Annotated in this window: 16 protein-coding genes; 9 read left to right on the top strand and 7 right to left on the bottom strand. The window is 68.4% G+C overall.

Annotation, left to right across the window (positions count from 1 at the left end; all coding sequences use genetic code 11):
* Positions 1-133 precede the first annotated feature (133 nt).
* The 3 genes from betA to ACOCMH_RS05405 form a co-directional block, all read right to left on the bottom strand.
* Positions 134-1,870, bottom strand: a complete 1,737-nt coding sequence (gene betA, locus ACOCMH_RS05395) for a choline dehydrogenase (protein WP_427308133.1) — start codon at positions 1,868-1,870, stop codon at positions 134-136.
* An 87-nt stretch (positions 1,871-1,957) separates the two neighbouring features.
* Positions 1,958-3,424, bottom strand: a complete 1,467-nt coding sequence (locus ACOCMH_RS05400) for an aldehyde dehydrogenase family protein (RefSeq protein ID WP_427308134.1) — start codon at positions 3,422-3,424, stop codon at positions 1,958-1,960.
* Positions 3,425-3,453: 29 nt separating this feature from the next.
* Positions 3,454-4,572, bottom strand: a complete 1,119-nt coding sequence (locus ACOCMH_RS05405) for an aromatic ring-hydroxylating oxygenase subunit alpha (protein WP_427308135.1) — start codon at positions 4,570-4,572, stop codon at positions 3,454-3,456.
* Between the two features lie 235 nt (positions 4,573-4,807).
* Here ACOCMH_RS05405 and ACOCMH_RS05410 point away from each other — a divergent pair, with 235 nt between their 5' ends.
* Positions 4,808-5,821, top strand: a complete 1,014-nt coding sequence (locus ACOCMH_RS05410) for a PAS domain-containing protein (protein ID WP_427308136.1) — start codon at positions 4,808-4,810, stop codon at positions 5,819-5,821.
* A 313-nt stretch (positions 5,822-6,134) separates the two neighbouring features.
* Here the strand turns inward: ACOCMH_RS05410 and ACOCMH_RS05415 are convergent, their stop codons facing one another.
* From ACOCMH_RS05415 to ACOCMH_RS05425, 3 genes are all read right to left on the bottom strand, one after another.
* Entirely contained in the window at positions 6,135-7,226 is a 1,092-nt protein-coding gene (locus ACOCMH_RS05415; protein ID WP_427308137.1) for a methyl-accepting chemotaxis protein, read from the bottom strand.
* A 178-nt stretch (positions 7,227-7,404) separates the two neighbouring features.
* Entirely contained in the window at positions 7,405-8,727 is a 1,323-nt protein-coding gene (locus ACOCMH_RS05420; protein ID WP_427308138.1) for an MFS transporter, read from the bottom strand.
* Positions 8,728-8,789: 62 nt separating this feature from the next.
* Positions 8,790-9,959, bottom strand: a complete 1,170-nt coding sequence (locus ACOCMH_RS05425; protein ID WP_427308139.1) for a M20 aminoacylase family protein — start codon at positions 9,957-9,959, stop codon at positions 8,790-8,792.
* Between the two features lie 122 nt (positions 9,960-10,081).
* Here ACOCMH_RS05425 and ACOCMH_RS05430 point away from each other — a divergent pair, with 122 nt between their 5' ends.
* Complete coding sequence (locus ACOCMH_RS05430) at positions 10,082-11,041, top strand: LysR family transcriptional regulator (RefSeq protein WP_427308140.1); 960 nt, start codon at positions 10,082-10,084, stop codon at positions 11,039-11,041.
* A gap of 65 nt (positions 11,042-11,106) precedes the next feature.
* Here ACOCMH_RS05430 and ACOCMH_RS05435 read toward each other — a convergent pair whose 3' ends face one another.
* Entirely contained in the window at positions 11,107-11,727 is a 621-nt protein-coding gene (locus ACOCMH_RS05435) for a flavodoxin family protein (protein ID WP_427308141.1), read from the bottom strand.
* Positions 11,728-12,054: 327 nt separating this feature from the next.
* Here ACOCMH_RS05435 and ACOCMH_RS05440 point away from each other — a divergent pair, with 327 nt between their 5' ends.
* The 7 genes from ACOCMH_RS05440 (at position 12,055) to ACOCMH_RS05470 (ending at position 25,715) form a co-directional block, all read left to right on the top strand.
* Complete coding sequence (locus ACOCMH_RS05440; RefSeq protein WP_427308369.1) at positions 12,055-14,250, top strand: TonB-dependent receptor family protein; 2,196 nt, start codon at positions 12,055-12,057, stop codon at positions 14,248-14,250.
* A gap of 99 nt (positions 14,251-14,349) precedes the next feature.
* Complete coding sequence (gene mdtD, locus ACOCMH_RS05445) at positions 14,350-15,774, top strand: multidrug transporter subunit MdtD (protein ID WP_427308142.1); 1,425 nt, start codon at positions 14,350-14,352, stop codon at positions 15,772-15,774.
* Positions 15,775-15,903: 129 nt separating this feature from the next.
* A complete protein-coding gene (gene treF / locus ACOCMH_RS05450; protein WP_427308143.1) occupies positions 15,904-17,691 on the top strand; it encodes an alpha,alpha-trehalase TreF in 1,788 nt (595 codons plus the stop codon).
* 341 nt (positions 17,692-18,032) lie between these two features.
* Positions 18,033-18,581, top strand: coding sequence for a fimbrial protein (locus ACOCMH_RS05455; protein WP_427308144.1), 549 nt, complete (start codon positions 18,033-18,035; stop codon positions 18,579-18,581).
* Between the two features lie 131 nt (positions 18,582-18,712).
* On the top strand, positions 18,713-19,474 hold the full coding sequence (locus ACOCMH_RS05460; protein WP_427308145.1) for a fimbria/pilus periplasmic chaperone: 762 nt from the start codon (positions 18,713-18,715) through the stop codon (positions 19,472-19,474).
* Positions 19,475-19,594: 120 nt separating this feature from the next.
* Complete coding sequence (locus ACOCMH_RS05465) at positions 19,595-22,186, top strand: fimbria/pilus outer membrane usher protein (protein ID WP_427308146.1); 2,592 nt, start codon at positions 19,595-19,597, stop codon at positions 22,184-22,186.
* 169 nt (positions 22,187-22,355) lie between these two features.
* Positions 22,356-25,715 carry a response regulator gene (locus ACOCMH_RS05470; RefSeq protein WP_427308147.1) on the top strand — a complete coding sequence of 1,120 codons (3,360 nt, stop codon included), beginning with the start codon at positions 22,356-22,358 and terminating at the stop codon, positions 25,713-25,715.
* The last annotated feature ends 24 nt before the right edge of the window (positions 25,716-25,739 follow it).

Consider the following 25,739-nt stretch of genomic DNA (forward strand, 5'->3'; position numbering starts at 1 on the left):
GTAGCCGGCTTTGTGTTTGGGAAGGGGGGCGGCGCGCCAACCGCGCGCACGCTGCCCGCCGGGGACCGGAGTCCTCGGCAGTCCATGCGTCGGTCAGGGTTCTGGCGGGAAGCCCGCGCGCCGCGCCGCCCGGTCAGGCAGGCATCGGCATCGGCATTCGCGCGGTGGCGGGGGGATGCCGCGGCGCGTTCGCATGCGCCTCGGTGCCGGCCGTCGCCGCCTTGTAGTACGGCGCTGCCGAGCGCTGCAGCGGCGCGCGGCCGCGGATCACGTCCGCCAGCTTCTCGGCCATCATGATGGTGGGCGCGTTCAGGTTGCCGGTGACGATCTTCGGCATGATCGAGGCATCGACCACGCGCAGCCCCGACAATCCGTGCACGCGGCCCTGGTGGTCGACCACCGCCATCGGGTCGGAGGCATCGCCCATCTTGCAGGTGCAGGACGGGTGCAGCGCGGTCTCGGCATGCTCGCGCACGAAGGCATCGATCTCGGCATCGCTCTGCACCATCATGCCGGGCTTGATCTCGCGGCCGCGGAACTGGTCCAGCGCCTGTTGGCCGATGATCTCGCGCGTCAGCCGCACCGCGGCGCGGAACTCGCGCCAGTCGACCTCATGCGCCATGTAGTTGAACAGCAGGCGCGGCTTCACGCGCGGGTCGCGGCTGGCCAGCTTGACGAAGCCGGTGCTGGGCGAGCGCATCGAGCCCACATGGCACTGGAAGCCATGCGACTTCACCGGGTTGCTGCCGTCGTAGTTCATCGCCAGCGGAATGAAGTGGTACTGCAGGTTGGGCCAGGCAAACTCGTCGCTGCTGCGGATAAAGCCGCCCGCCTCGAAGTGGTTGGAGGCCGCCGTGCCGGTGCCGCGCAGATACCACTCGATGCCGATCGCCGGCTTGTTCCACCACTGCAGCGCCGGGTACAGCGAGACCGGCCTGGTGCATTCGTACTGCAGGTACATCTCCAGGTGGTCCTGCAGGTTTTCGCCCACGCCTTTCAGGTCCGCCACGGCGTCGATGCCGAAGGCACGCAGTTCATCGGCATTGCCCACGCCGGAGCGCAGCAGCAGCTGCGGCGACGCGATCGCGCCATTGCTGACGATCACCTCGCGGCGCGCGCGGGCTTCGCGCACGTGGTCGCCCTGCAAGTACGACACGCCGATGGCGCGCTGTCCGGCGAACAGGATGCGGTCGGCCAGCGCACGCGTATGCACGGTCAGGTTGGGACGCTCCCGGGCCTGGTCGAGATAGGCCAGCGAGGTGCTGCAGCGGCGCCCGCCCGCCGTGGTGGTGCGGTCCATCGGGCCGAAGCCTTCCTGCCGGTAGCCGTTCAGGTCGTCGGTGCGGCCATAGCCGGCCTGCTCGCCGGCCTGGATAAAGGCCTCGAACAGCGGGCTGATGCCGGCCTTGGGCGTGGTCACGTGCAGCGGGCCGTTGCCGCCGTGGTAGTCGTTGGCGCCCTTGTCGTAGGTCTCGGCCTTGCGGAAGTAGGGCAGGCAGTCGGCGTAGCTCCACTGCTCCAGCGACGTGTTCTCGGCCCAGCCGTCGTAGTCCATCGCGTTGCCGCGGATATAGACCATGCCGTTGATCAGCGACGAGCCGCCCAGGCCCTTGCCGCGGCCCTGGGTCATGCGCCGGTGGTTCATATGCGGCTCGGGCTCGGTGACGTAGGCCCAGTTGTAGGTGGTGCCCTGCAGCGGATAGGCCAGCGCGGCCGGCATCTGCGTGCGCCAGTCCAGGCGCCAGTCGGGGCCGCCTGCCTCCAGCAGCAGCACCGAGACACCGGCATCCTCGGTCAGCCGCGCCGCCAGCACGCAGCCGGCCGAGCCTGCGCCGACGATGATGTAGTCGTACTCATGGATTGCCTGCATGGTGCAATCTCCTTGTTTGCGTGACGCCGTGCGTGGCGGCCCCAGGGGGCGGCGCCGCCGCGCACGCGATGGCGAAGTCAGCTGCGCTCAGGCGCCAAACCAGCCCATCGGCTGGGGGGCCAGGTTGATATAGCTGTGCTTGAGTTCGGTGTACTCGTCCAGGCCGATGCGGGCCAGCTCGCGGCCGATGCCGCTGGCCTTGTAGCCGCCCCACGGCGCCTCCGGGAAGTACGGGTGGTAGTCGTTGACCCATACCGTGCCGAAGCGCAGCGCGCGCGACATTCGGTTGGCCTTGTCCAGGTCTCGAGTCCAGACCGCGGCGGCCAGGCCATACGGCGTGTCGTTGGCGGCACGCAGCGCTTCTGCTTCGGAGCCGAAGCGCTCGGCGGTGATCACCGGCCCGAAAATCTCCTCTTTCGCAATCTTCATGTCTGCCGTCACGTCGGCCAGCAGCGTCGGTTCCAGCCAGTAGCCCTGCTTGTAGACGTCACCGGCGGGACGCTTGCCGCCGTGGACCAGGCGCGCGCCCTCGGCAATACCGGCCTGCACCATGCCGAGGATCTTGTCGTGCTGTTGCGCCGACTGCACCGGGCCCATCTGGGTTTCGCCATGGAAGCCGTTGCCGATCACGATACGCGGCAGGCGCTCGGCCAGCCGGCCGATGAATGCATCATAGATGCTGTCCTCGACCATCAGGCGCGAGCCCGCCGAGCAGACCTGGCCGGCATGGAAGAAGGCGGCGTTGAGCGCGTAGTCGACCGCGGCATCCAGGTCGGCATCGGCAAAGACGATGTTGGGGTTCTTGCCGCCCAGCTCCAGGCCGATGCGCTTGAAGTTGCCGGTGGCGGCCTTCATGATGCTCTCGCCGGCCAACGCGCCCCCGGTGAAGGACACCAGGTCCACGTCGAGGCTTTCCGCCAGTTCCGCGCCCACTTCGGCGCCGCCAGTCACCAGGTTGAACACGCCCGGCGGCAGGTCCAGTTCCGCCACCAGTTGCGTGAAGTGGTGCGTAGTCAGCGGCGTCAGGTTGCTGGGCTTGATCACTACCGTGTTGCCGGCGCCCAGCGCCGGTGCGATCTTCCAGGCGGCCTGCAGCAGCGGATAGTTCCACGGCGTGATCAGCCCGCACACGCCCACCGGCTCGCGCAGCGTGCGGCTGATCACATGGTGCGGCGCTTCGTTGACGGCGCCCGATTCCGACGCCACCAGCCCGGCAAAGTAGCGGAAGGTGGCGGCAATGTCGCCCATGTCGGTGCGGCTTTCGGTCAGCGTCTTGCCGGTGTTGAGCGATTCGAGGTGGGCGAGCTTCTCGGCATCGCGCTCGATCAGTCCGGCGATCTGGTTCAGCAGCTTCGCGCGGTCGCGGATCGTGGTCTGGCGCCAGGGGCCGTCAAAGGCCCGGCGCGCGGCGGCGATGGCCAGGCGCGCGTCGGCGCGGGTGGCTTCGGCGGCGTGGGCGATCACGGATTCGTCGGCGGGGCTGACGATGGGGCGCGTGCCGCTGTCGATGGGCGACTGCCACTGGCCGTCGATATAGAGCTGGGTCTGGATCATTGCTGCGGTTCCGGTTGATCTTGGGGGTTTCAGGCAGCCAGGGCGTCGAGCACCATCTGCTGGAAGTGCTGCACGCCGTGCTCGCCGATGGCGGAGGTCTTGTCGTCGGTGACCAGCAGCGGGCCCTGCCCGTTGCGGTAGCCGCGCGACTTCAGGCCGCGCTGCACGGATTCGACGATGCTCAGGTCTTCCGGCTTGAGCACGTTCTTGTAGTACTCGATCAGCTGCTCCTGCTCGGCGGTGGGGGTGCTGTCGCGGAAGTAGAACTCGAAGTGCTGGATGGTGGTGTCGGCGTCCACCGGGAACATGTAGAACACGCCGTAGTTGCCGTCGCCCGGCAGTACGTTCAGCGTGACGTTGGGCCACAGCCAGTACGCGGCGAAGTCGGTGTTGGGCGCGTCGCTGTCATAGGTGAAGGCGTCGCTTCCCGGGCGGGTCTGGCCGACCTGGCTGGTGTAGAGGCCGCGCACTTCGTGCTTGTAGGTCTCCATCCTGATCGACTCGACCAGCGCCGGATGCGCGGTCTGGCAATGCAGGCATTCCAGGTAGTTGTCGACCACGACTTTCCAGTTGGCCTTCATCTCGTAGGTGAGCTTGTGCGCCGGCACCAGCGTGTCCACGTCCGGGCAGCGCGCGCGGATCTCGTCGTTCAGGCCGGCGGCCAGTTCGGCCAGCGGCCTGGCGTCCATGTCGAGGTTGACGAACACCAGGCCGCAGAACTCTTCCACGCGCACCGGCGTCAGGCCGGCGTTGTCCTTGCAGAAGCCCGGCACGTTCTCGGCGTTGCGCACGTGGATCAGCTTGCCGTCCAGGCCGAACGACCAGGCGTGGTAGGGGCAGGTGATCACGTTCTTGGCCTTGCCGGCGCCGTCGGCGAACAGCTCGTGCGCGCGGTGCGGGCACACGTTGTAGAACGCGCGCAGCACACCGTCGCGGCCGCGCACCACGAACACGTTTTCGCCGGCCACCTGGGCGGTGGCGTACTGGTTGTTCTCGGCCACCTGGCTCTGGTGCATCACGCAGACCCAGCTGCGCGCGAAGATGGTCTTCTTTTCCTGCTCGAAGACTTCCTGCGAGGTGTAGTAGTGGGCCGGCAGCGTGTAAGCCAGTGGCGCGGTGATGCAGGCGGGGGCGGCGGTCTCTTGCATGGGTGTCTCCTCGTTTTGATCTCTTTGCTTTGTCAATTCACTGATAGTTAATTAAATTACTCTCGGTGATGTGGGACCAAGTTTAGTGAGCGGCGCTGGTGTGTTGCAATTCAAAAAAGCGATGAAGTTATTGCGGACAATTGATGAAAGCTATGAATTCCCGTGTTTTCCGGTGATGGTGTAAGGTTCGAGTTACTCAATTCACCATCGGTTGAAAAAAAGCGGAGGAGTGCCCATGACGGAAGACACTTTTGCCACGCGCCTGAAGGGGGTGCTGGAGGGCAAAAGGATCATGCTCAAGCAGGTGGCCGAGGCCCTGTCGGTGTCGCCGTCGGCAGTGCACAAGTGGACCCGCGGCGGCGAGATCGAGTACGAGCGGCTGCTGGCGCTGGCGCGCTTCCTGGGCGTCAACTGGCTGTGGCTGCGCTACGGCGAGCAGGCCATCGCCGACCTCGAGGCCAGCACCGCTTCCGACCCGCACATCAAGGAACTGCGCCAGAAGCACCTCGCCGAAATCATGGAAAGCGAGGCGCGCATGAAGTTCGCGCAGGAGGTATCGGGCATCGTTACCTGGGAATGGAACGTGCTGACCGACGGCCTGACCTATTCCTCCAACGACGTCACGCTGTTCGGCCGCCATATCCGCAACATGGACGACTTCTGGGCCTGCGTGCATCCCGGCGACGTGGCGCGCCTGAAGGAAGTGCTGGCGCGCACGCTGGGCGCGCAGGAGATGCATGAGTGGGAATTCCGCGTGGTGCACGAGGACACCACGCGCTGGATCTCGTCGCGGGCCACGCTGGTGCGCGATTTCGACCAGCGCCCGGTCAAGATGATCGGCGTCAGCCTCGACATCACCGAGCGTCGCCGCGCCGAGGCCGCGCTGCGCCAGAGCGAGGCGCTGCTGGCTAAGGCGCAGCAGATTGCGCACCTGGGCGGCTGGTACTGGAACATCCAGACAGACGACTGCGCCTGGACCGACGAGGCCTATCGCATCTTCGGCTGGGCTCCGCAGGCGTTCAAGGTGACCATGGACCGCTACCTGGCGTCGATCGTCGAAGCGGACCGCCCGCGCGTGCAGGCGGCGATCCGCGCGGCCATCGTCGACAAGGCGCCGTATCGCGTCGACTACCGCATCCAGCTGCCGGACGGCAGCCTCCGCGACATCCATGAGGAGGGCGAGGTCACGCTGGACGAGCACGGCAACGCCCTGACCATGGTCGGCGCGTCGCAGGACGTCACCGCCTGAGCGGGCGGTGATACAGGTGGTACATCCCGGCCGGGCAGCGGCCGGGTCATCCGGTCATCCGGGGGAAGGGGCGGTAGGCATTGCCGCCCCTTTTTCGTTATGAGGGGCCGTTCCCGCCGCCCCGGACTGGGCCGGGATCGTTTGTTTCAGCGTTAACCATGGTGGAACATATGTTTCATCATCCGCTATGATGGCATCTCCTGGCGCCGGATCCCGCGCGCCTGTACAGGGAGGAGATCCATCATGTCCCTGGCCAAGCCAGCCGATGCGCCTACGCCGCAAGGATCCTGCCGTTAAGGACTGGCCCTCAACCCTACAGCCTGAATTCCCCCACCACCTGCTGCAGTTCCGTCGCCTGCCCCGCCAATGCCTGCGACGCGCTGGCCGCCTGCTCCACCAGCGCCGCATTCTGCTGCGTCACGGTGTCCATCTGCGCCACGGCCTCGTTGACCTGGGCAATGCCGGCGCTTTGCTGTTCCGACGCCGCGGTAATCTCGCCCAGCAGCCCGGTGACGCTGGCCACCGCCTGGACGATCTCCTGCATGGTTTCGCCAGCCCGGCCCACCAGCGCCGAGCCGCTGTCCACCTGCTGCACCGAATCGTCGATCAGCTGCTTGATCTCGCGTGCCGCGGCGGCGCTGCGCTGCGCCAGCGTGCGCACCTCGCCCGCCACCACGGCGAAGCCGCGCCCCTGTTCGCCCGCGCGCGCGGCTTCCACCGCGGCGTTCAGCGCCAGGATATTGGTCTGGAAGGCAATGCTTTCGATCACTTCGATGATGTCGGTGACCTTGCGCGAACTGGCGCTGATCGCCGACATGGTCTGCACCACGTCGCCCACCACTTCGCCACCGCGCGCGGCAATGCCGGAAGCGTTGGCCGCCATGCCGTTGGCGGCGCGGGCGCGTTCGGTGTTCTGCTGCACCATCGCCGTCAGTTCGTCCATGCTCGACGCCGTTTGCTGCAGCGCGGCGGCTTGTTCTTCGGTGCGCTGGGACAGGTCGGTATTGCCCGCGGCAATCTGGTGCGAAGCATCGGTGATGGAGTCGGTGGCGGTGCGGATGCGCGTCACCAGGCCGGTCAGCATGTCTTCCATTTCGCCCAGTCCGCCCAGCAGCCGGCCGAACTCGCCGCCCCGTTCGGTGTTGAACTCCTGGCTGAGGTCGCCCGCGGCCACGGTTTCGGCAATGTGGACGGCTTCGGCCAGCGGTGCCTCGATGCCGCGCGCCAGCCGCCAGACCGCGCCCACCGCCACGCACAGGCCGGCCGCGGCCAGCGCGATCAGCAGGCGCCGCGCGTCGGCGGCGTCCTGCAGGCGCGGCAAGGCCACCGCGGTCCCGATCGCCATCAGCGACCACATGGCGCCAAACGCCGCGCCCAGGCGTATGCGAATCCCCAGGTTCTGCATGTCAGTCTCCCTCCGTCCCACTGCGACTCTATTGCGACCCCATTGCTTAACGGCCGGGAGGGGCGAGGGCTTTAGCAGATTCTTTTAGGGACGATCGGGCCTGCACTGCCGCCCAGTCGCCGGGGCGGTCCGGGGCAGGGGACCGTCCCGGCCGTGCGTCCCGCGCAGCAGGCCGTACTCAATCCAGCCGCCTGCCTGCGGTCTCCTGCACCATCGCCAGTCCGACCAGCGAAATCAGGCCGCAGCCGATCACGTACAGCGCCGGCGCGCTGGCGTTGCCGGTCAGCTCGATCAACCAGGTGGCGATCAGCTGCGCAAAGCCGCCGAAAACCAGCACGCCGATGCAATAGACCACCGACAGGCCGCTCGCGCGGATGCGCCGCGGGAACAGCTCGGTGATCAGCACCACCGACGGCACCGTGTTCAACACCAGCAGCACGGCCAGCATCGCGACCACCGCCAGCAGCATCGCCAGCGACGGCCGCGCGTTGAGCAGCATGAAGGCGGGATAGACCAGCGCCAGCATGGCCACGCGCGACCAGAGGATGGCAGGCTTGCGCCCGATCCGGTCAGAGAGCCGGCCGGCATACGCGGACAGCGCGACCTGTACCAGTGCGGCGACGCAGCCGGCGGACATGCTGAGCCCGAGCGGGATCTTCAGCACCGTCGCCGCGTAGCTGCTCATGTAGTGCAGCACGATATAGGTCGCCGAGGTGCCGCCGATCGTCACCAGTACGCCGGCCACCACGACGCGGCCGTGGGCGCGGAAGATCTCGGCCAGGCCGGCGCCTTCATGGCTCGCCGCGCCCGCGGCCGGCGCTGCGGCGGTTTCCTCCAGGTGGCGGCGGATATAGAGGCCCAGCGGGATGACCAGGATGCCGATGGCGAACGGCACGCGCCAGCCCCAGCTTTGCAGGGCGTCGGCCGACAGCCCGTTGGTCAGCGACAGCCCGACCACCGCGCCAAGCAGCACGCTGACGCCTTGGCTGAACAGCTGCCAGCTGCCGTAGTAGCCGCGCGAATGGTCATCGGCATACTCCATCAGCAGCGCCGTGGAGGCGCCCACTTCCCCGCCCAGCGCGAAGCCCTGCAGCAGCCGCGCCAGCACGATCAGCAGCGGCGCGGCCATGCCCGCCTGCGCATAGGTCGGGGCCACCACGAACAGCAGCGAGCCCAGCCCCATCAGCCACAGCGTCAGCGCCATCGCCGGCTTGCGCCCGACACGGTCGGCATAGAGTCCGATCATCAGGCCGCCGAGCGGGCGCGCGACAAAGCCCACGCCAAAGGTCGCCAGCGATAGCATCAGCTGCCCAATACCGCCGGAAACCGGAAAGAACAGCTTGCCGATCAGAACGGCGAAGAAGCTGTAGACGGTGAAATCATAGAACTCGAGGCCATTGCCGATGGTGATGGCGGCAATCACGCGGCGGCGGGGCCTGGCATGGCCCGATGACGCGGCGAAGGCGCCGTCCAGCGGCGGCGCGGGAAGGGAAGTCGACATTCGGTGTCTCCGGTGAAGGGCGGCCGGCCTCAGGGCCGGTCTGCGCTGATGGCGGGCGCGGCTCAGCGCAGGTAGCGCTCGACCAGCTTTACCCAATAGGTGGCCGCGAGCGGCAGGCAGGCGTCGTTGAAGTCGTAGCCGGGGTTATGGACCATGCAGCCGCCTTCGCCATCGCCGTTGCCGACGATCAGGTAGCAGCCCGGGCACTCTTGCAGCATGAAAGAGAAATCCTCGCTGCCCGTCAGCGGCACCATGTTCTCGATCAGCCCTTCCTCGCCCAGCCAGTCGCGGGCGACCTCGCGTGCCATCCCGGTGGTGGCCGGGTCGTTGACCAGCACGGGGTAGCGGCGGTCGTAATGCACCTCGGCACAGGCGCCAAAGCTCTCGGCCTGCGCATGCGCCAGCGCAGTGATGCGTGCCTGCAGCAGGTCGCGCACCTCGGCCTTCAGTGCGCGCACCGACAGGCGCAGCTCGGCGCTTTCTGGGATCACGTTGGGAGCCTTGCCGGCTTCGATCGCGCCAACGGTCACGATGGCCATGTCGAGCGGATTCACGTTGCGCGCCACCACCGACTGCAAGGCCATCACCATCGACGCGCACGCCACCACCGGATCGACCGCCCGGTGCGGCACCGCGCCGTGGCCGCCGCGCCCGGTGACGCGGATCGTCACGGTATCGGACGATGCCATGAACGGGCCGTCCAGGAAGCCGAATTTGCCGACGGGGTGCCCGGGCATGTTATGCAGCGCAAATACCGCATCGCACGGGAACAGGCGGAACAGGCCGTCGCGGATCATCTCGCGGGCGCCGCCCATGCCTTCTTCTGCCGGCTGGAAAATGACATGCAGCGTGCCGTGGAAGGGCTTGTGCTGGGCCAGGTAGCGGGCCGCGGCCAGCAGCGTGGCAGTGTGGCCGTCATGGCCGCACGCGTGCATCTTGCCGTCGATCCGGCTGGCATACGGCAGGGACGTGGCTTCCTGGATCGGCAAGGCATCCATATCGGCGCGCAGGCCGATGGCGCGGCCCTCGCCGTGACGCAGCGTGCCGACCACGCCGGTGCGGCCCAGGCCGCGATGCACGGCATAGCCCCAGGCCTGCAAGCATTCGGCCACCAGGTCGCTGGTGGCGAATTCCTCGAAGCCCAGTTCGGGATGGGCGTGGATGCGGTGTCGCAGGTCCACCATCTCGGCTTCGATGGCGCGAATGCCGGGCAGGACGGGATCGGGATGCATGGCGTCTCCGGGAAGGTATTGGCGGGGCTTGGTGTGGAGCGATCTTAGGCAGCGCCAGCACGTGCCGATAGCCGCAATACTGTTATCCTGACAACCATTGGTTGTCACCTTGCCGAGCCGCCATGTCGATGAAACTGCACCAGATCCAGGCCCTTGTGGCGGTGGCCGATGCCGGCACCATCCGCGCCGCGGCGCGGCTTGCCGGGCTGTCGCAGGCGGCGGTGACCAAGGCACTGCGCGAGCTGGAAAGCGAGGCGCGGCTGCCCTTGCTGTCTCGCACCGCCAGCGGCGTGGCGCTGACCGAGGCGGGGCAGCGCATGCTGGGCCATGCCAGGCTGGTGGTCGGGCAACTCGCCCGTGCCCGTGAGGAATTGGCCACGCTGCGCGGTGAAGGGGTGGGCCGCCTGAGCCTCAGCGTCACGCCGTGGGTCATGCTGACGTTCCTGCCGCGCGTGCTGCTGCGCTTTCGCGAACGCATGCCGGGCGTGCAGGTGGAGATCTTCGAAGGCCTGACCGCGGTGGCCTTGCCTCGCTTGCGCGAAGGTACGCTGGACTTCGCGGTGGGGCCGTTCACCGCGGCAATGTCCACGCAGGAGTTCGAATGCGAACCACTGCTTGGGTACACCTCATGCGTGATCGCGCGGCGCGGGCACCCGTGCGCGGATGCGCGCTCGCTGCACGAACTGCTGGCGCAGGACTGGGTCGTCAACTACACCGCTGCCAGCTACGAGCCGTTCATGCGCAACCTGTTCTGGCAGCATGAAGCCCGCATCGATCCCGCGCGCCTGCACTGCGCACACTCGACCGCGTTGCTGCTGGAGTTGATCCGCAATGCCGGCATGATCAGCTATTGCCCGCAGCCGCTGCTGCTGACCGATCCGATGCGGGGCTGGATCCATCCGCTGGCTCTGGCCGAGCGGTTCGAGACCAGCCGGCTCGGCATCATTACGCGCCATAACGCCGTGCGCAGTCCGGCGGCGCAGTGCTTCACCGACTGCATGCTGCAGGAAATCCGGCGCCGCGCGCGCTCGGCAGCGCAGAAGGACATCGAATTGTTCGAGGTACTGGAGGTGCTGTATTGAGCGGAGGGCCCGCGCCGGGGTCAGTCCCCGGACATCGGGCCCGCCGCGACCGGCGCGCGACGCGCTCAGGCAGCTTCTTTCAGCGCCGCCAGCGCCTGCCGGCCCGCGACCAGCTGCTGCGCAACTTCGGCCACGCGCGCGCCCAGGTGCTCGGCGGTACGCAGGTCGGCCGGCGGCGGCGCTACCTCGGCGCTGACATCCGCATCCGACTGCGCGGCCGCGCCGAGGAAGAACCCGTGGCGGTTCAGCGAGTCCTCGGTCGACTTGGAGTTGTTGTGGCCCGGCGGCAGGCCCAGGTTGACCCAGTGCATGCCGTGCTGCGCCGCGAAGATGGCGATCTGCTGCAGCGTGGCCAGCTTGTCGCCGGAGCGCGAGGCCGCGTTGGTAAAGCCGGCGGCGACCTTGTTGGCCCATTTGCCGCCCTTGGCGAACACGTTGCGCGAGGTCGCGTCCATAAAGCCCTTGAACTGGGCCGAGGCGCTGCCCATGTAAGTCGGCGCGCCGAAGATGATGGCATCGACCTGTTCGAGGGTATCCCAGTGCTGGTCGATGTCCTCGACCGGAATCAGCAGGCTCTGGGCGCCCGCGACGCTGCCGGCGCCGCGCGCTACGGCCTGGGCTTGCCGGGCGGTGTGGCCGTAGCCGCTGTGGTAGACGATGGCAACGCGGGTGGTGGCGGTGGTCATGATGTCGGTCCTTTGATTTCGAAAATCTGAATATCCTTATGCTGCGTCGCGTATAAGGAGGGGCGCGGGATGCAGCGGCTGGTGAAAGCAGTGTAGGGTGGAGAAGGGCCGACGATTGAAGCCGTTGTGCAATCAGTTGTTGAAATTTTCTGAACTTCTATTCCAGGGGCGGCCCCGCCCCGATCCCCGGGTTTTCCCGGCGTCGTGGCGCGTAGCCATCATCACGGGGCCGGGATAAAGTTGCGCCATATCCACCCCCACCGGCGCAGCCCGTATTCGCGCCACGGCCCCCAACCGCAACTCCATCCGCAACCGCTTCCGATGCCCATCAACCCAGGCGGCAGGCAGATCCCGGTGCGGCAGCAGCGCCGTGCCTCCTATCGCTTCCCGGCTATCGATGCGCTGGCCTGCGCGGTGCTGGTGCTGGCCAGCGCCGCCGCGCGGGCGGCGGCGGGCGCGGATGCGTCCGGCACGGCCGTGGCCGCGGCCACCGGCGAGACCCTGCCCGACGTGGTGGTCAGCGCCACGCGCAGCGAGCAGCGCCGTTTCGACGCGCCCGCCGCGGTGGACAGCGTGCCGATCGACCCGTTGCGCAGCGCCACGCCGCTGGTGAGCCTGTCGGAGGTGCTGGCCGGCGTGCCGGGCGTGGCGGTACGCGACCGGCAGAATTATTCTCAGGACCTGCAGTTGGCCGTGCGCGGCTTTGGCACGCGCTCGACCTTTGGCGTGCGCGGCGTGCGTCTCTATGTCGACGGCATTCCCGCCACCATGCCGGACGGGCAGGGGCAGGCGTCGACGGCCGACCTCGCCAATGCCAGCCGTGTCGAGGTGCTGCGCGGCCCGTTCGCGCAGCTGTATGGCAATGCCTCGGGCGGTGTGGTGCAGGTGTTCATGCCCGATCCGCCCACGGACGGATTCACCGCGCGCGCATCGACCGGCCTCGGCAGCGACGGCCAGTGGCAGGCCGGCGTGGCGCTGGCCGGCGGCAATGACCGGCTCGGCGGCTCGCTCGATGCGTGGACCTACCAGACCGATGGCTACCGCGACCACAGCGCGGCGCGCCGCTACCAGCTCAATGGCCGGGTGGTGGCGCAGCCGGCCAGCGGCACGCGCGTGACCGGCCAGTTCAATTACTTCAACCAGCCGCTGGCGCAGGACCCGCTCGGCCTTACCCGGGCGCAGGCCGATGCCAATCCGCGCCAGGCCGTCGCCGCGGCCACGCAGTTCGATACCGGCAAGACCGTTGAGCAGGCCCAGGCCGGGGTGGTGGTCGACCACCAGGTCAGCGGCACCGACAGCCTGTCGGCACGCCTTTACGGCGGCACGCGCAACCTGTACCAGCGGCTGGGCTTCAGCGGCGCCGCACCCACCTCATCCGGTGGCATCGTCGACCTGGACCGCACTTACGGCGGCGCCGCGCTGTCCTGGAACCGGCGCACCACCACCGCCGCCGGCTTGCCCATGCTGTGGAGCGCCGGGCTCGAAGCCAATGGCATGCGCGACGGCCGCCAGGGCTACGTCAACCAGGACGGCACCCAAGGGGCGCTGCGCCGCGATGAAACCAATACCGCGACCGACCTCGGCGCCTTCGCGCAATTCGACTGGACCTTTCATCCGGCCTGGCAACTGGTGGGCGGGGCGCGCGCCAGCCGGGTGCGGCTGGGCATAGCCGACCATTTCATCACGGCGGCCAGCCCCGACGACAGCGGCCATGCCCGCTACAGCAACGTCAGCCCGGTGCTCGGCGTGGTCTGGCATGCGCTGGACGCCCTCAACGTCTACGCCAACCTCGGACGCGGCTTCGAAACCCCGACGCTGACCGAGGTGGCCTATGGTCCCGGCGGCACCGGCAGCAACCTGGGCCTGCAGGCCTCGACCAGCCGCCAGGGCGAGATCGGCATCAAGTGGCAGGCGGCGCGACAGCGGCTGGAAGCGGCGCTGTTCGATGCCGACAGCCATGACGAGGTGGTGCCGCTTTCGAACAATGCCGGGCGCACGGTCTACCAGAATGTCAGCGGCGTGCGCCGTCGCGGCCTGGAGCTGGGCTGGCGCGCCGGCTTTCTCGACGAAGTCGGCACGCCGGGGCGGGGCGGCGGCAGCCGGATCGAGGCGGGACTGGCCTATACCTGGCTCGATGCCAGCTTCGGCGACGGCTTTATCAACGCGCAGGGACAGGCCGTGGCGGCCGGCAACCGCCTGCCCGGCACCGCGCGCCACAGCGTGGCCGCGGAGCTGTCGTGGCGGCCGCTCGCGCCGCTGACGCTGGGGGCCGAGCTGCGTGCCGACAGCCGCGTCTATGCCGACGACCTCAACACCCAGGCGGCGCCGGGCTATGCCGTGTTCAACCTGCGCGCCGGCTATGCCTTCCGGATCGGCCCGACGCGTCTCTACCTGTTCGGGCGCATCGACAACCTGGCCGACCGGCGCTACCTCGGCTCGGTGATCGTCAACGAGGCCAACGGGCGTTACTTCGAGCCGGCGCCGGGCCGGCGCTTCTTCATCGGGCTGCGGGCCGCGCTGTAAGCCTGGCGCCGATTGCCTCGGCCGTCGTTGCCCTTTAAGGTGTTGGCTTTGGCCGGCGCGCACCGGGTCACCCTGCGCCGGCCGGACCGGAGCCGCACCATGACCACGCCCGCGCCCGACGACCGCACCCGCCGCATCATGCTGTGGGTGGTGGCGGTCGGCTTTTTCATGCAGACGCTGGACTCGACCATCGTCAATACCGCGCTGCCGTCGATGGCGCGCAGCCTGGGGGAGAGTCCGCTGCGGATGCAGTCGGTGGTGATCGCCTACTCGCTGACCATGGCGGTGATGATCCCGGCCTCGGGCTGGCTGGCCGACCGCTTCGGCACCCGCACCGTGTTCCAGACCGCGATCGCGCTGTTCGTGGCCGGCTCGCTGCTGTGCGCCTACGCGCCGACGCTGAACTTCCTGATCGGCGCGCGCGTGGTGCAGGGCGTGGGCGGCGCGATGCTGCTGCCGGTGGGGCGGCTCTCGGTGCTGCGCACCTTTCCGCGCGAGCAATACCTGCAGGCGCTGAGCTTCGTCGCCATCCCCGGCATGATCGGGCCGCTGATCGGTCCCACGCTGGGCGGCTGGCTGACGCAGGCGCTGTCCTGGCACTGGATCTTCCTGATCAACGTGCCGGTCGGCGTGCTGGGCGCGCTCGCCACCGTGCGCTACATGCCCAATGCGCGGCTGGCCGGCGTCGGCCGCTTCGATCTCGCGGGCTACCTGCTGCTGGCCACCGCCATGCTGGCGCTGTCGTTCTCGCTTGACGGGCTCGGCGGACTGGGCTTCCAGCACGCCACCGTGCTGGTGCTGCTGATCGCCAGCATGGCCGCGCTGACCGCCTACGGGCTGCACGCCAACCGCCGCAAGCAGCCGCTGTTCCCGTTGCGGCTGTTCCGCATCCACAGCTTCAGCGTCGGGCTGCTGGGCAACCTGTTCGCGCGCATCGGCAATGGCTCGATGCCGTTCCTGATCCCGCTGACGCTGCAGGTCAGCCTGGGCTATGCGCCGTTGGACGCCGGCCTGATGATGCTGCCGGTCACCGCGGCCGGCATGGCGTCCAAGCGGCTCGCCACGCGGCTGATCCAGCGTCATGGCTACCGGCGCGTGCTGGTGTCGAACACCTTCGTGGTGGGCCTGGTGATGGCGGCGTTTGCGCTGATCTCGCCGCAGCTGCCGCTGTGGCTGCTGGTGCCGCTGCTGGCGCTGTTCGGCATGGTCAATTCGATCCAGTTCACGGCGATGAACACGGTCACCTTGAAGGATCTCAGCGGCGCCGGTGCCAGCAGCGGCAACAGCATGCTGTCGATGGTGCAGATGCTGTCGATGAGCCTGGCCGTGACGACGGCCGGCGCGCTGCTGGCGACCTTCCAGCACCGCTTTGGCGATGATCCCGCGGCGGTGCTGCCGGCCTTCCATGCCACCTTTGCCTGCATGGGGCTGATTACCTGCGCGTCGGCCTGGATCTTCATGCAGCTGGGCGTGCGCGAGGCCGCGCCGGCGATCCCGGTGCAGCATGGCGAGAAGGAGGTATAGGGCGCGGAGCGGTTCGCCCTGGCGTGGCACATGCGGCGCTTTGCGCCGCGGCGGCGAACTTACCGTGCGCTGCGCGGCTCCTATTTCTATGCCATAGGAGCCGGCCGTGGCCGGTACGAGGAGGTGTCCATGCGGCCGACCGGCACGCCCGATTCCGAAACCGCGGTGCCACCGTCGCCCGGCACCGCGGCAAGCGGCAGCACGGTGCCGCGCAACGCCCCGGCCACGCCGGACGGCGCCGGCGCGGTGGCCGGGCCGGCCGCGGCGCCCGGCAAGATCCATGCGGCGGCGCGCCCGGAATGGATCACGCACCGCGACTGCCCGCCGCCGCAGGCGCTGCCGGGCTGCGCCTGCGCCGACATGCTGTCGCCCGCGGCGCGCTATTGCGAGCTGTTCGTCGACGTCCAGCACAGCGGCCTGTTCGCCGACAGCAAGACCTTTCCGGACTGCATCCCCAACTGCGACCCTGAGCTGATCGTGGCGCGCTATCGCGAGATGCGCGATACGCCCGGCTTTTCGCTGGCCGATTTCGTGCAGGCGTATTTCACCCGCGCCACCGTGCCGGACAGCCACTACGTGTCCGACCCGGCCAGCACCCTGCGCGAGCATATCGACGGCCTGTGGCCGGTGTTGACGCGCGAGCCCGTGGCCCATCCCCCACTGTCGTCACTGTTGCCGCTGCCGCACCGCTACGTGGTGCCGGGCGGACGCTTCGGTGAACTCTATTACTGGGATTCCTACTTCACCATGGAAGGGCTGGCCAGCAGCGGGCACGGCGACCTGATGGTGGAGATGACGCGGAATTTCGCTTACCTGCTCGATACCTACGGCCTGGTGCCGAATGGCACCCGCAACTACTACCTGAGCCGCTCGCAACCACCGGTGTTTGCGTTGATGGTGGACCTGCTCGAGCGCGAGCGGCTGGCCAGCGCGCTCGACTTCCTGCCGCAGCTGCGCCGCGAATATGCCTTCTGGATGGACGGCGCCGACGGCCTGTGTCCCGGCCACGCGCACCGCCGCGTGGTCTGCCTGCCCGGCGGCGCGGTGCTCAACCGCTACTGGGACGATCGTCCATGGCCGCGCGAGGAGGCGTTTCTCGAAGACATGGAGACCGCGCTGCGCAGCGGCCGCCCGCACCATATGGTGTTCCGCGACCTGCGCGCCGCGGCGGAGTCGGGCTGGGACTTCAGCTCGCGCTGGCTCGACGCGCCGGACCTGCCCGCCGGCCAGCCCACTGACCTGGCCACCATCCGCACCACGGCGATGCTGCCGGTCGACCTCAATGCGCTGCTGTGGCACCTGGAGATGCGGCTTGCCGCGCTGTGCGAGCGGGCCGGCGATGCCGCGGCAGAGGTGTACCGCGCCGCGGCGCAGCGGCGCGAGGCCGCCATCCTGCAATACCTGTGGGATGGCGCCGCGGGCGTCTTTGTCGACTACGACTGGTGCCGCGGCGCGCCGCGCCGGTCCCTCACCGCGGCCACCGTGATGCCGCTCTATCTCGGCCTGGCCCGCCCGGCGCATGCGCAAGCGGTGGCGCACGCGGTGCAGGACCGGCTGCTGGTGGACGGCGGCCTGGCCACCACGGAGTGCACCTCGGGCCAGCAATGGGACCATCCCAACGGCTGGGCCCCGCTGCAATGGCTGGCGGTGTGCGGCCTGGAGCGTTATGGCCACGCGGCCCTCGCGCGCGATCTCGCGCGGCGCTGGCTGGCCACCGTGGCCAGCCTGTACTCCCACCAATGCAAGCTGGTGGAGAAATACCGTATCCGGCGCATCGAAGGGGCCGCCCAGGGCGGTGGCGGCGGCGAGTATCCGTTGCAGGACGGCTTTGGCTGGACCAATGCGATTGCCGGTGCGCTGATGGCACGCTACGGCGAGGTGCCGGCAACGTGCCGCGCGGACGGCGCGGCGGCCTGAGGCGCGCACGTCAGGCGCATCGGCGCAGCGCCGGCCGCCGCGGCAAGCAGGGCTGCAGACGCTGCACGACATCAGTAGCGGTGACCCTGCAATAGGCTCGCTCTGCAAGCACGGGTGGTGCCGACGCATCATGCCGTGGCCCTGGTGTAGCAAAGGGAAAATTCCGAACCAGATCTAAGGCTTGCCTGATTGGTGGCATTAAGCCTCCTCCCTATATTCCACTTGTCCCCGGCGCCGGGCGGCAACGGCACAGCGTTATCGGCATTTGCACGACGGTACGGGGAAGGGCGGGATCCGCCGGATCCGCAAGCCATGACCCACCAACCTTTGAATCACCCATCATGACCCATCACAAGCTTCTCGCCGCACTGATCGTTGCCGGTACCGCCATGGGCGCGCAGTTTGCCCATGCCGCCGATGGCACCATCACCTTCAATGGCAAGATCACCGCCCAGACCTGCACCATCAACGGCAATGGCAGCGGCGCCCAGAACTTCAACGTGCAGCTGCCAGTGGTTTCGGCCACGACCCTGAACGGGCCCGGCAAGGTCGCCGGACAGACGCCGTTCAACATCGCCCTCACCAACTGCACGCCGAACACCGGCAACGTGCATACGTTCTTCGAGGCAGGGCCGACCACCGACGCCACCACCGGCAACCTGATCCTGGATGCGGGCGGCGCCCAGAACGTGCAGATCCGCCTGCTGAACGGCGGCACCGCCAACACCCCGATCAAGGCGGGCTTCACCGACCAGGCGCAGGGTTCGAATTCCGTGCCGCTCACCGATGGCGCCGCCACGCTCTGGTACTACGCGCAGTACTACGCCACCGGCCAGGCAAGCGCCGGTATCGCCAACTCCAGCGTGATGTACTCCATCGCCTACGAGTAAGCCTGCTGCCTCAAGGGGCGGAGCGTGTTACCGGCGCGCTCCGCGCCTTGCATCACCAGACCTCGCCGGTATCCTCTTCTCGCGGTTCACCCGGTTGCCGGTTCAGCCGAACCCGCCATCGCGCTGTCATCATGAACATGACGATCAAGTCCCTGATTTCCGCCGGCGTCGTTGCGCTCGGGCTCCTGAGTGCGATGCACGCCCAGGCCTCCGTGGTCATCGCCGGTACGCGGGTCATCTATCGCGCCCAGGAGACCGAGGCCACCATCAAGCTGACCAACGAAGGCAAGGCGCCGGCGTTGACGCAGGCGTGGATCGACACGGGCGATCCGAAGGCGGCACCGGCAGCCATCGAAGCGCCGTTCACCGTGACCCCGCCGGTGTCGCGTATCGATCCTGGCAAGGGCCAGACCCTGCGCATCCTCTACACCGGCGAGCCGCTGGCGCCGGACCGTGAATCCGTGTTCTGGCTTAACGTGCTGGAGATCCCGCCCAAGCCCGCGGCCGAAGACGCCGGTGCCAACACGTTGCAGCTCGCCTTCCGCTCGCGCATCAAGCTGTTCTTCCGGCCCGATGGACTGAAGGGCACGGCCGACGAAGCCCCGGCCAGCATCCGCTGGCGCCTGGTCCAGGCCGGCGGCAAGCCTGCACTGGAGGGCAGCAACCCCAGCGCCTACCACGTTTCCTTCGCCAGGATCGAACTGGTAGGGGGCGGCAAGACCGGCCGGTTTGAAGAGGGCGGCATGATCGCTCCGGGCGAAACCCGAACCTTCCCGCTTACCGGCGAGATTGCGCCCGGCCCCGACGCCAGGGTCCGCTTCCACACCATCAATGACTACGGCGGCGCCGCGCGCGGCGAAGCCGCGCTGGACGGCGGCGCCCCGGCCGCTTAGCGCTAGTCCTCGCCGGGCGGCGCCCGGCAATCTTCCAGGCTGCATTGCTTCGATTGATGATGCCGCGCCCGCGGCAGGGGCAAGTCTTGCCCGCGCAGTGCCAGATATCCGGCATAAACCATGAAAACCCAGAAGACCTCGTCGTTCCCGTCCCGGCTGCGTCCAGCCAGCGCGGTGGTATTGTCCCTGTTTGCCAGCGCGAGCGCGTGGGGGGCGTCTGGCAACACCGGCCGTCCGGCGTTGCTTGCCGAAGTCGAGTTCAACGACACGTTCCTGCAGCAGCCCGGTGGGGTCCGCATCGACGTGAGCCGCTTCAACAAGGGCAACGTGGCCTTGCCGGGCAACTATCGCGCCGAGCTATACGTGAACGACGTCTGGCTGGGCCGGAGCGAGGTAACGCTGCGCCCGGTGGGCGACGACACCCGCAATGTGCAGCCGTGCTTCGACCGCGCGGCGGTCGAGCGCATGGGGATCGACCTGGCGAAGCTGTCGCCGGAAGCCTCGGCAAGCCTGGTGGCCGGTTGCGTGGCGCTGCCCGGACTGGTGCCCGATGCCACCGCCAGCTTCGACAACGGCGAACAGCGGCTGGACGTGAGCGTGCCGCAGGTTGCCATGTCGCGGACGGCGCGGGGCTATGTCGATCCCAAGTACTGGGACGACGGCGTCACCGCGGCGCGGCTGCAGTACAACGCCAACGTCTACCATTCGGATGCGAGCGGGTTCTCGACCACGCAGAGCTACGTCGGCCTGAACGCCGGCCTTAACTTCGGCGGCTGGCGCTTCCGCCATGTCGGCAACCTGACGCATGGCGATTTCGACGGGACCCGCTACCAGAGCGTGCAGACCAGCCTGCAGCGCGCGCTGGCACCGATCCGCAGCCAGCTGGTCATCGGTGAAGCCTATACCGACGGCGCGCTGTTCGACAGCTTCGGCTTTCGCGGCGTGCAGGTGGCCAGCGACGACCGAATGTATCCCGAGTCGCAGCGCGGCTATGCACCGGTCGTGCGCGGCATTGCCAACAGCAATGCCCGCGTGCAGGTGCGCCAGGGCGGCAGCATCATCTATGAAACCACGGTTGCCCCCGGCGCGTTCGAGATCAGCGACCTGTATCCGACCGGATATGGCGGCGACCTGGAACTGGTGATCACGGAAGCCGATGGCAGCGTTCGCACCGCGCGCGTGCCCTATGCCGCGGCCGTCAATGCGCTGCGCCCGGGCATCACGCGCTACAGCATTACCGTCGGGCAGTACCGCAATGTGACGCTCCACAGCCGTCCGATGATGATGCAGGCAACGGTCCAGCACGGCATCAGCAATATGGTGACGGGCTACGGCGGCTTTATTGCCGCGCAGGACTACACCGCGGTCATGGGCGGCGGGGCGTTGAACACGGACCTGGGCGCCTTCGGTGCTGACATCACGCAAGCCTGGACCAGCCTGGACAACGCCGGCGGCCGCAGCGGCCAGAGCGTGCGGCTGTCGTACAGCAAGCTGGTGGCGCCGACCAACACCAACCTGACGCTGGCCGCCTACCGCTACTCCAGCAGCGGCTACCTCAGCATGGCCGATGCCATGGCGCTGCGCGACCTGGAGCAGCGCGGCATGGCGGCGGGCATGTTTATCGGCGGGATCCAGCGCGGTCGGCTGCAGGTGACCATCAACCAGATGCTGCCGCAGGGCTACGGCTCGTTCTACCTGACCGGGTCCACGCAGAACTACTGGAACCGCGGCGGCAGCGACACCCAGTTCCAGGCGGGCTACAACAACAGCTACAAGCGCATCAACTACGGGATTTCGGCGTCGCGCCAGTTCAACGTCAATGCCGGCAAATGGGACACCCGGGTGATGCTCACGGTGGGGATTCCGCTCGGCAGCGGCCAGCATGCGCCGTACTCGATGACCAGCGTGTCCCACGATACCCAAGGCGGCACCTCGCTGCAGCAATCCGTAACCGGCACGCTGGGCGACGATAACGCGTTCACCTACGGCGTCAATGCAGGCTACACCGGCGGCGGCAACAGCACCGACACCGCCACCGTCGGCGCCAATGTCGGCTACGTGTCGCCCTTCGCCAACCTCACCGCCAGTGCCAGCAAGGGACGCAATTACTCGCAGGCCGGTCTGGGCATCAGCGGCGGCATCGTCGCCTATGCCGGCGGCGTGGCGTTCACCCCGATGCCCGGCGACACCATGGCGATTGTCGAGGCCGCTGACGCCGCGGGCGCGCGCGTGGCCAATGGCAGCGGCTTGCGCGTGGATCCGTGGGGCCATGCCATCGTGCCGAGCCTGACCCCGTTCTCCACCAACCAGGTCGAGATCGATCCCAAGGGCCTGCCGATCAGCGTGGCGCTGAAGACCACGCAGCAGAACACGGCGCCGACCGCGGGCGCCATTGTCAAGATGAAGTTCGAGACCGACAACCCCGGGCGCGCGGCGATCCTGCGGGTCAGGGGCCCGGACGGAACGCCGCTGCCGTTCGGGGCGGAGGTCACCGATGCGCAGGGCCAGGCGGCTGGCACCGTGGGGCAGGGCGGACGCATCATCGTGCGCGGGCTGAAGCAAGACCATGGCGAACTGATGGTGAAATGGGGCAGCGATGCCAACGCCTCGTGCGCGCTGCGCTATGCCCTCCCGCCTGAAGCGGCGCGTCCGGCCAACCCGTTCGCCGTGCTTGACGCAGTGTGCGCGGCACCGGCACCGGCTGCGCGGTGACCTGGGGCCCCGCCTCGTCCTGGGCCGCCAGCGTCGTGACGCGGCTGGCGGGCCGCGACAGGCCGGGATGATGATGCATAATCCGTAGGCAATTCCTTAGCCATCGGGCGCGTAGTGACGCCCGGTCCCTGAGCGGGGTCAGACAGGTTGCTGAGAAGGAGCATCGCCAATGGCCAGTTGGCTGTCTCGCGCAGGCACGCAGTTTCCCGGTCGCCTTCTCGCCCTCGTTGCCACCCTGCTGATCGTGGTGGTCAGCGGCTGTCTCGCCTTGTTTCTGCATAGCCGGTTCCAGCGCGTGGTGTGGGAGCAGGCGTGGGCCTCGCGCCAGCACTTTGGCGCCGTGCTAACGGCCAAGGCCACCCACGAGTACTTTATCCGGCGCATGGCAGAGATCGCCGGGCCCGAGTACCGGCTGGTGCGCAGCGACCGGCCGGCAACCCAGCTGGAAGCCTTGCTGATGGCCGTGCCGGGCGGCAGTGCGCGTGCCATCGAGTTGCCCGGGCTGATCAATCCCGCCACCCTGATGCGCGGCGCGCCGGTGCCTGGCGCAGAGCGGTCCGCGGCGGTGTCGCACTTCATCCGCTTTGCCATCTTCGAGCGCGCGTACTGGGGCACGGCGCCGCAGGGCGTGCGCTCGGTGTTCCTGATGGCGGACGGCAGCGAGGCGCTGGTGACCCCCGCGCTGCCGGCGGCACTGCCGCTGAGCGGGCCGCTGGTTGCCGACGCCGTCAGCAACTGGGCCAAGGCGCTGGCGCGCCGCGCCCGCGAGGCGCAGGCCTCGACACCGCCGGGCACGCCGCTGTGGGCCGGACCCTATCCCGGAACGATCGGGCAGGAAACGATGCTGAGCTGTTTCCTGCCCGTTCGCAATGCCGCGGGAACACTGCTGGGCTATGCCGCGACGGCCATTCCGGTGCGCGTGCTGATGGGCGATGTCAGCATGCCGGGGGCCAGCCAGCCGGTATCCGGCAAGCGCGCCATATTTTTCGATGAACGCGGCAAGCTGCTGTTCCAGGGCCGCGATGCCGGCTGGTTGCGCCCCAACGCCCTCAACGAGCGGGTCGCCCGTGAACTGGCCGCCAGCGAGGCCGGCGTGGCCTACTGGTTCGAGCAAGGCAGCCTGATGATCGGCAGCATGGCGCGCGACCAGGGCTGGCGCGCGGCCTATGCCTATCCGCTGTCGCAAGGGCTGGCCGACCACGGACTGGCGCTGGCCGCGGCGCTGGGGCTCTACGGGCTCGGCATCGCGACGGTGCTGCAAGGTGCGCGCATGGTCAGGCGCCGGGTCCTGGTGCCGATGCAACGCAACGCCGAACGCATCGAGGACAGCGAGCGCTTCAACCGCACCGTGATGCAAGCCGCGCCGGTGGGCCTGCGGGTGGTGCGCATTGCCGATGCGCATGTGCGGGCCGAGAACGCGCTGGCCGCGCAATGGCTGCCGCTGGATGCGCGCACGCAAGGCCGGCCATGGCTGGACGCCATTCTCGCGCAGCGTGGCGAGGCGCCCGTGCAGCTGGAGGTGCGGGTGCCGGCAGGCGCGGGTGGGGCGCGCGACGTGCTGGTGGTCGGCCGCCGTACCCGTTTCGAAGGCGAGGACGTGCTGCTGTGCGCGATCCATGACGTCACGGACGAACGCGAGGCGCACCGCAAGCTGGCGCGCGCGCGCCAGCTTGCGGACGAGGCCAGCGCCGCCAAATTGCGCTTCCTGGCCACCATGAGCCATGAGATCCGCACGCCGTTGTACGGCATGCTGGGCACGCTGGAACTGCTGTCGCTGACCAGCCTCGCGCGTAGCCAGCGCGAAATGCTGTCGACCATCCAGTCCTCGTCGCAGGTCCTGCTGCAGATCCTGGACGACCTGCTCGACTATTCGCGCGCGGAAGCGGGGCAGATGCAGCTGGACAGCGTGCGGTTCGACCCGGTCGAGCTGCTTGAATCGACGGTGCGGTCGCACGCGCCGATCGCGCTGCAAAAGGGCCTGGCGTTGTCGTGCTATCCGGAGCCCGGCCTGCCCTGCCTGGCCGGCGACCCGGTGCGGGTGCGCCAGATCATCGGCAACCTGCTCGGCAATGCGCTGAAGTTCACCGCCACAGGCCATGTCATCGTGCGCCTGGGACGGGTACCTCAGGGCGATGTGGCGGATGTGCCAGCGCAGCCCGACGCGGCAGGCAGGATCGCGCTGCAACTCGAGGTGGCGGATACCGGGCCCGGCATCGCCCCGGAAGTCCAGGAACGGCTGTTCGAGCCGTTCGTGCAGGCCGATCCTTCCACCGCCCGGCGCTATGGCGGGACCGGCCTGGGCTTGTCGATCTGCCGGCGGCTGGCCGCGCTGATGCATGGCAGCGTATCCGTGCACAGCGAGCCCGGCCAGGGCAGCGTGTTCCGGGTCTTGCTGCGGCTGCCGCAGGCGGGCCCGCGCCGGCCGCTGGAACCGGTGCTGCCGCCGGTGGCGATACTGTCCGAGGACGACGACATCCGCAACCATGCCATCGACACGCTGCGCGCGATGGGGTGCGAGGCGATCGCTTGCGACGGGCCGGCGCCGCGAGCCGGCATGGTGCTGTTGGTCGCCTCCCGCCATATTGCGGCGATTCCGGAAGGTTATGCCGGCGTGGTGTTCGGCCGTGCCGATGGTCCGGTCGAGCCGCAGCTGGTCGGCGGCAGCTGGCTGGTCAACGCCTACCACCAGGCCGGCATCCTGCGCGCGCTGTGCCTGGCCGCCGGCATGACGCCCGCAAGCGCGCCGCCAGTGGCCACGGCAGCCGATCCCGTCCCGCAGCTGGGCCTGCAGGTACTGGTGGTGGACGACCATCCCTACAACCGGCTGCTGATGCAGCAGCAACTTGATCGCCTGGGCTGCCGGGCCACGCTGGCGGCCAGTGGCGAGGAAGCGCTGGCGGCGTGGCGGCAGCGCAGTTTTGACCTGGTGCTCACCGATGTCCACATGCCCGGCATGGACGGCAACGAACTAAGCCGCAGGCTGCGCGCGCAAGGGGCAACCGTGCCGATCGTGGGGCTGACCGCAAGCATCGCGCAGGACGAGGCACAGCGTTGCCTGGAAGCCGGCATGGACCGCTACCTGTCCAAGCCGGTCTTGCTCGGCCCGCTCGCCGAGTGCCTGCGCGCGCTGCTGCCAACGCATGCCGACGGGCCCGCGCAACCGGTCGCCGACCAGGCCGGCGTGCGGCCGATGGCGGACAGCGTTGCCAGCCAGGCGTTGCTGGCGCATACCATGCGGGATGATTTTGCGGCGCTTTCCGCCGCCGCGCGCAGCGGCGAACTGAAAGCGGTCCGAGACCATGCCCATCGCATGCGCGGCGCCATGGCGCTCGCCGCAGACGGCGAAGAAATCGTCGCGTTGTGCCGCGAGCTGGAACTGGACGTGGCCCAGGCCCGGGAAACCGTGCAGGCCCATATCGACAACCTGGCTTTGTATCTTGCAGCATACTTTGGCGGACCCGACGATCCGGCAAGGGGCCGGAACGGCAGTCCGAATGGCGGGCTCGGCGATTGGCCGAGTCATATTTAAGGAATGCCTTAATTCGGACTTTTC

This window comes from Cupriavidus sp. H39 (assembly GCF_050271075.1).
Classification (GTDB): domain Bacteria; phylum Pseudomonadota; class Gammaproteobacteria; order Burkholderiales; family Burkholderiaceae; genus Cupriavidus; species Cupriavidus necator_B.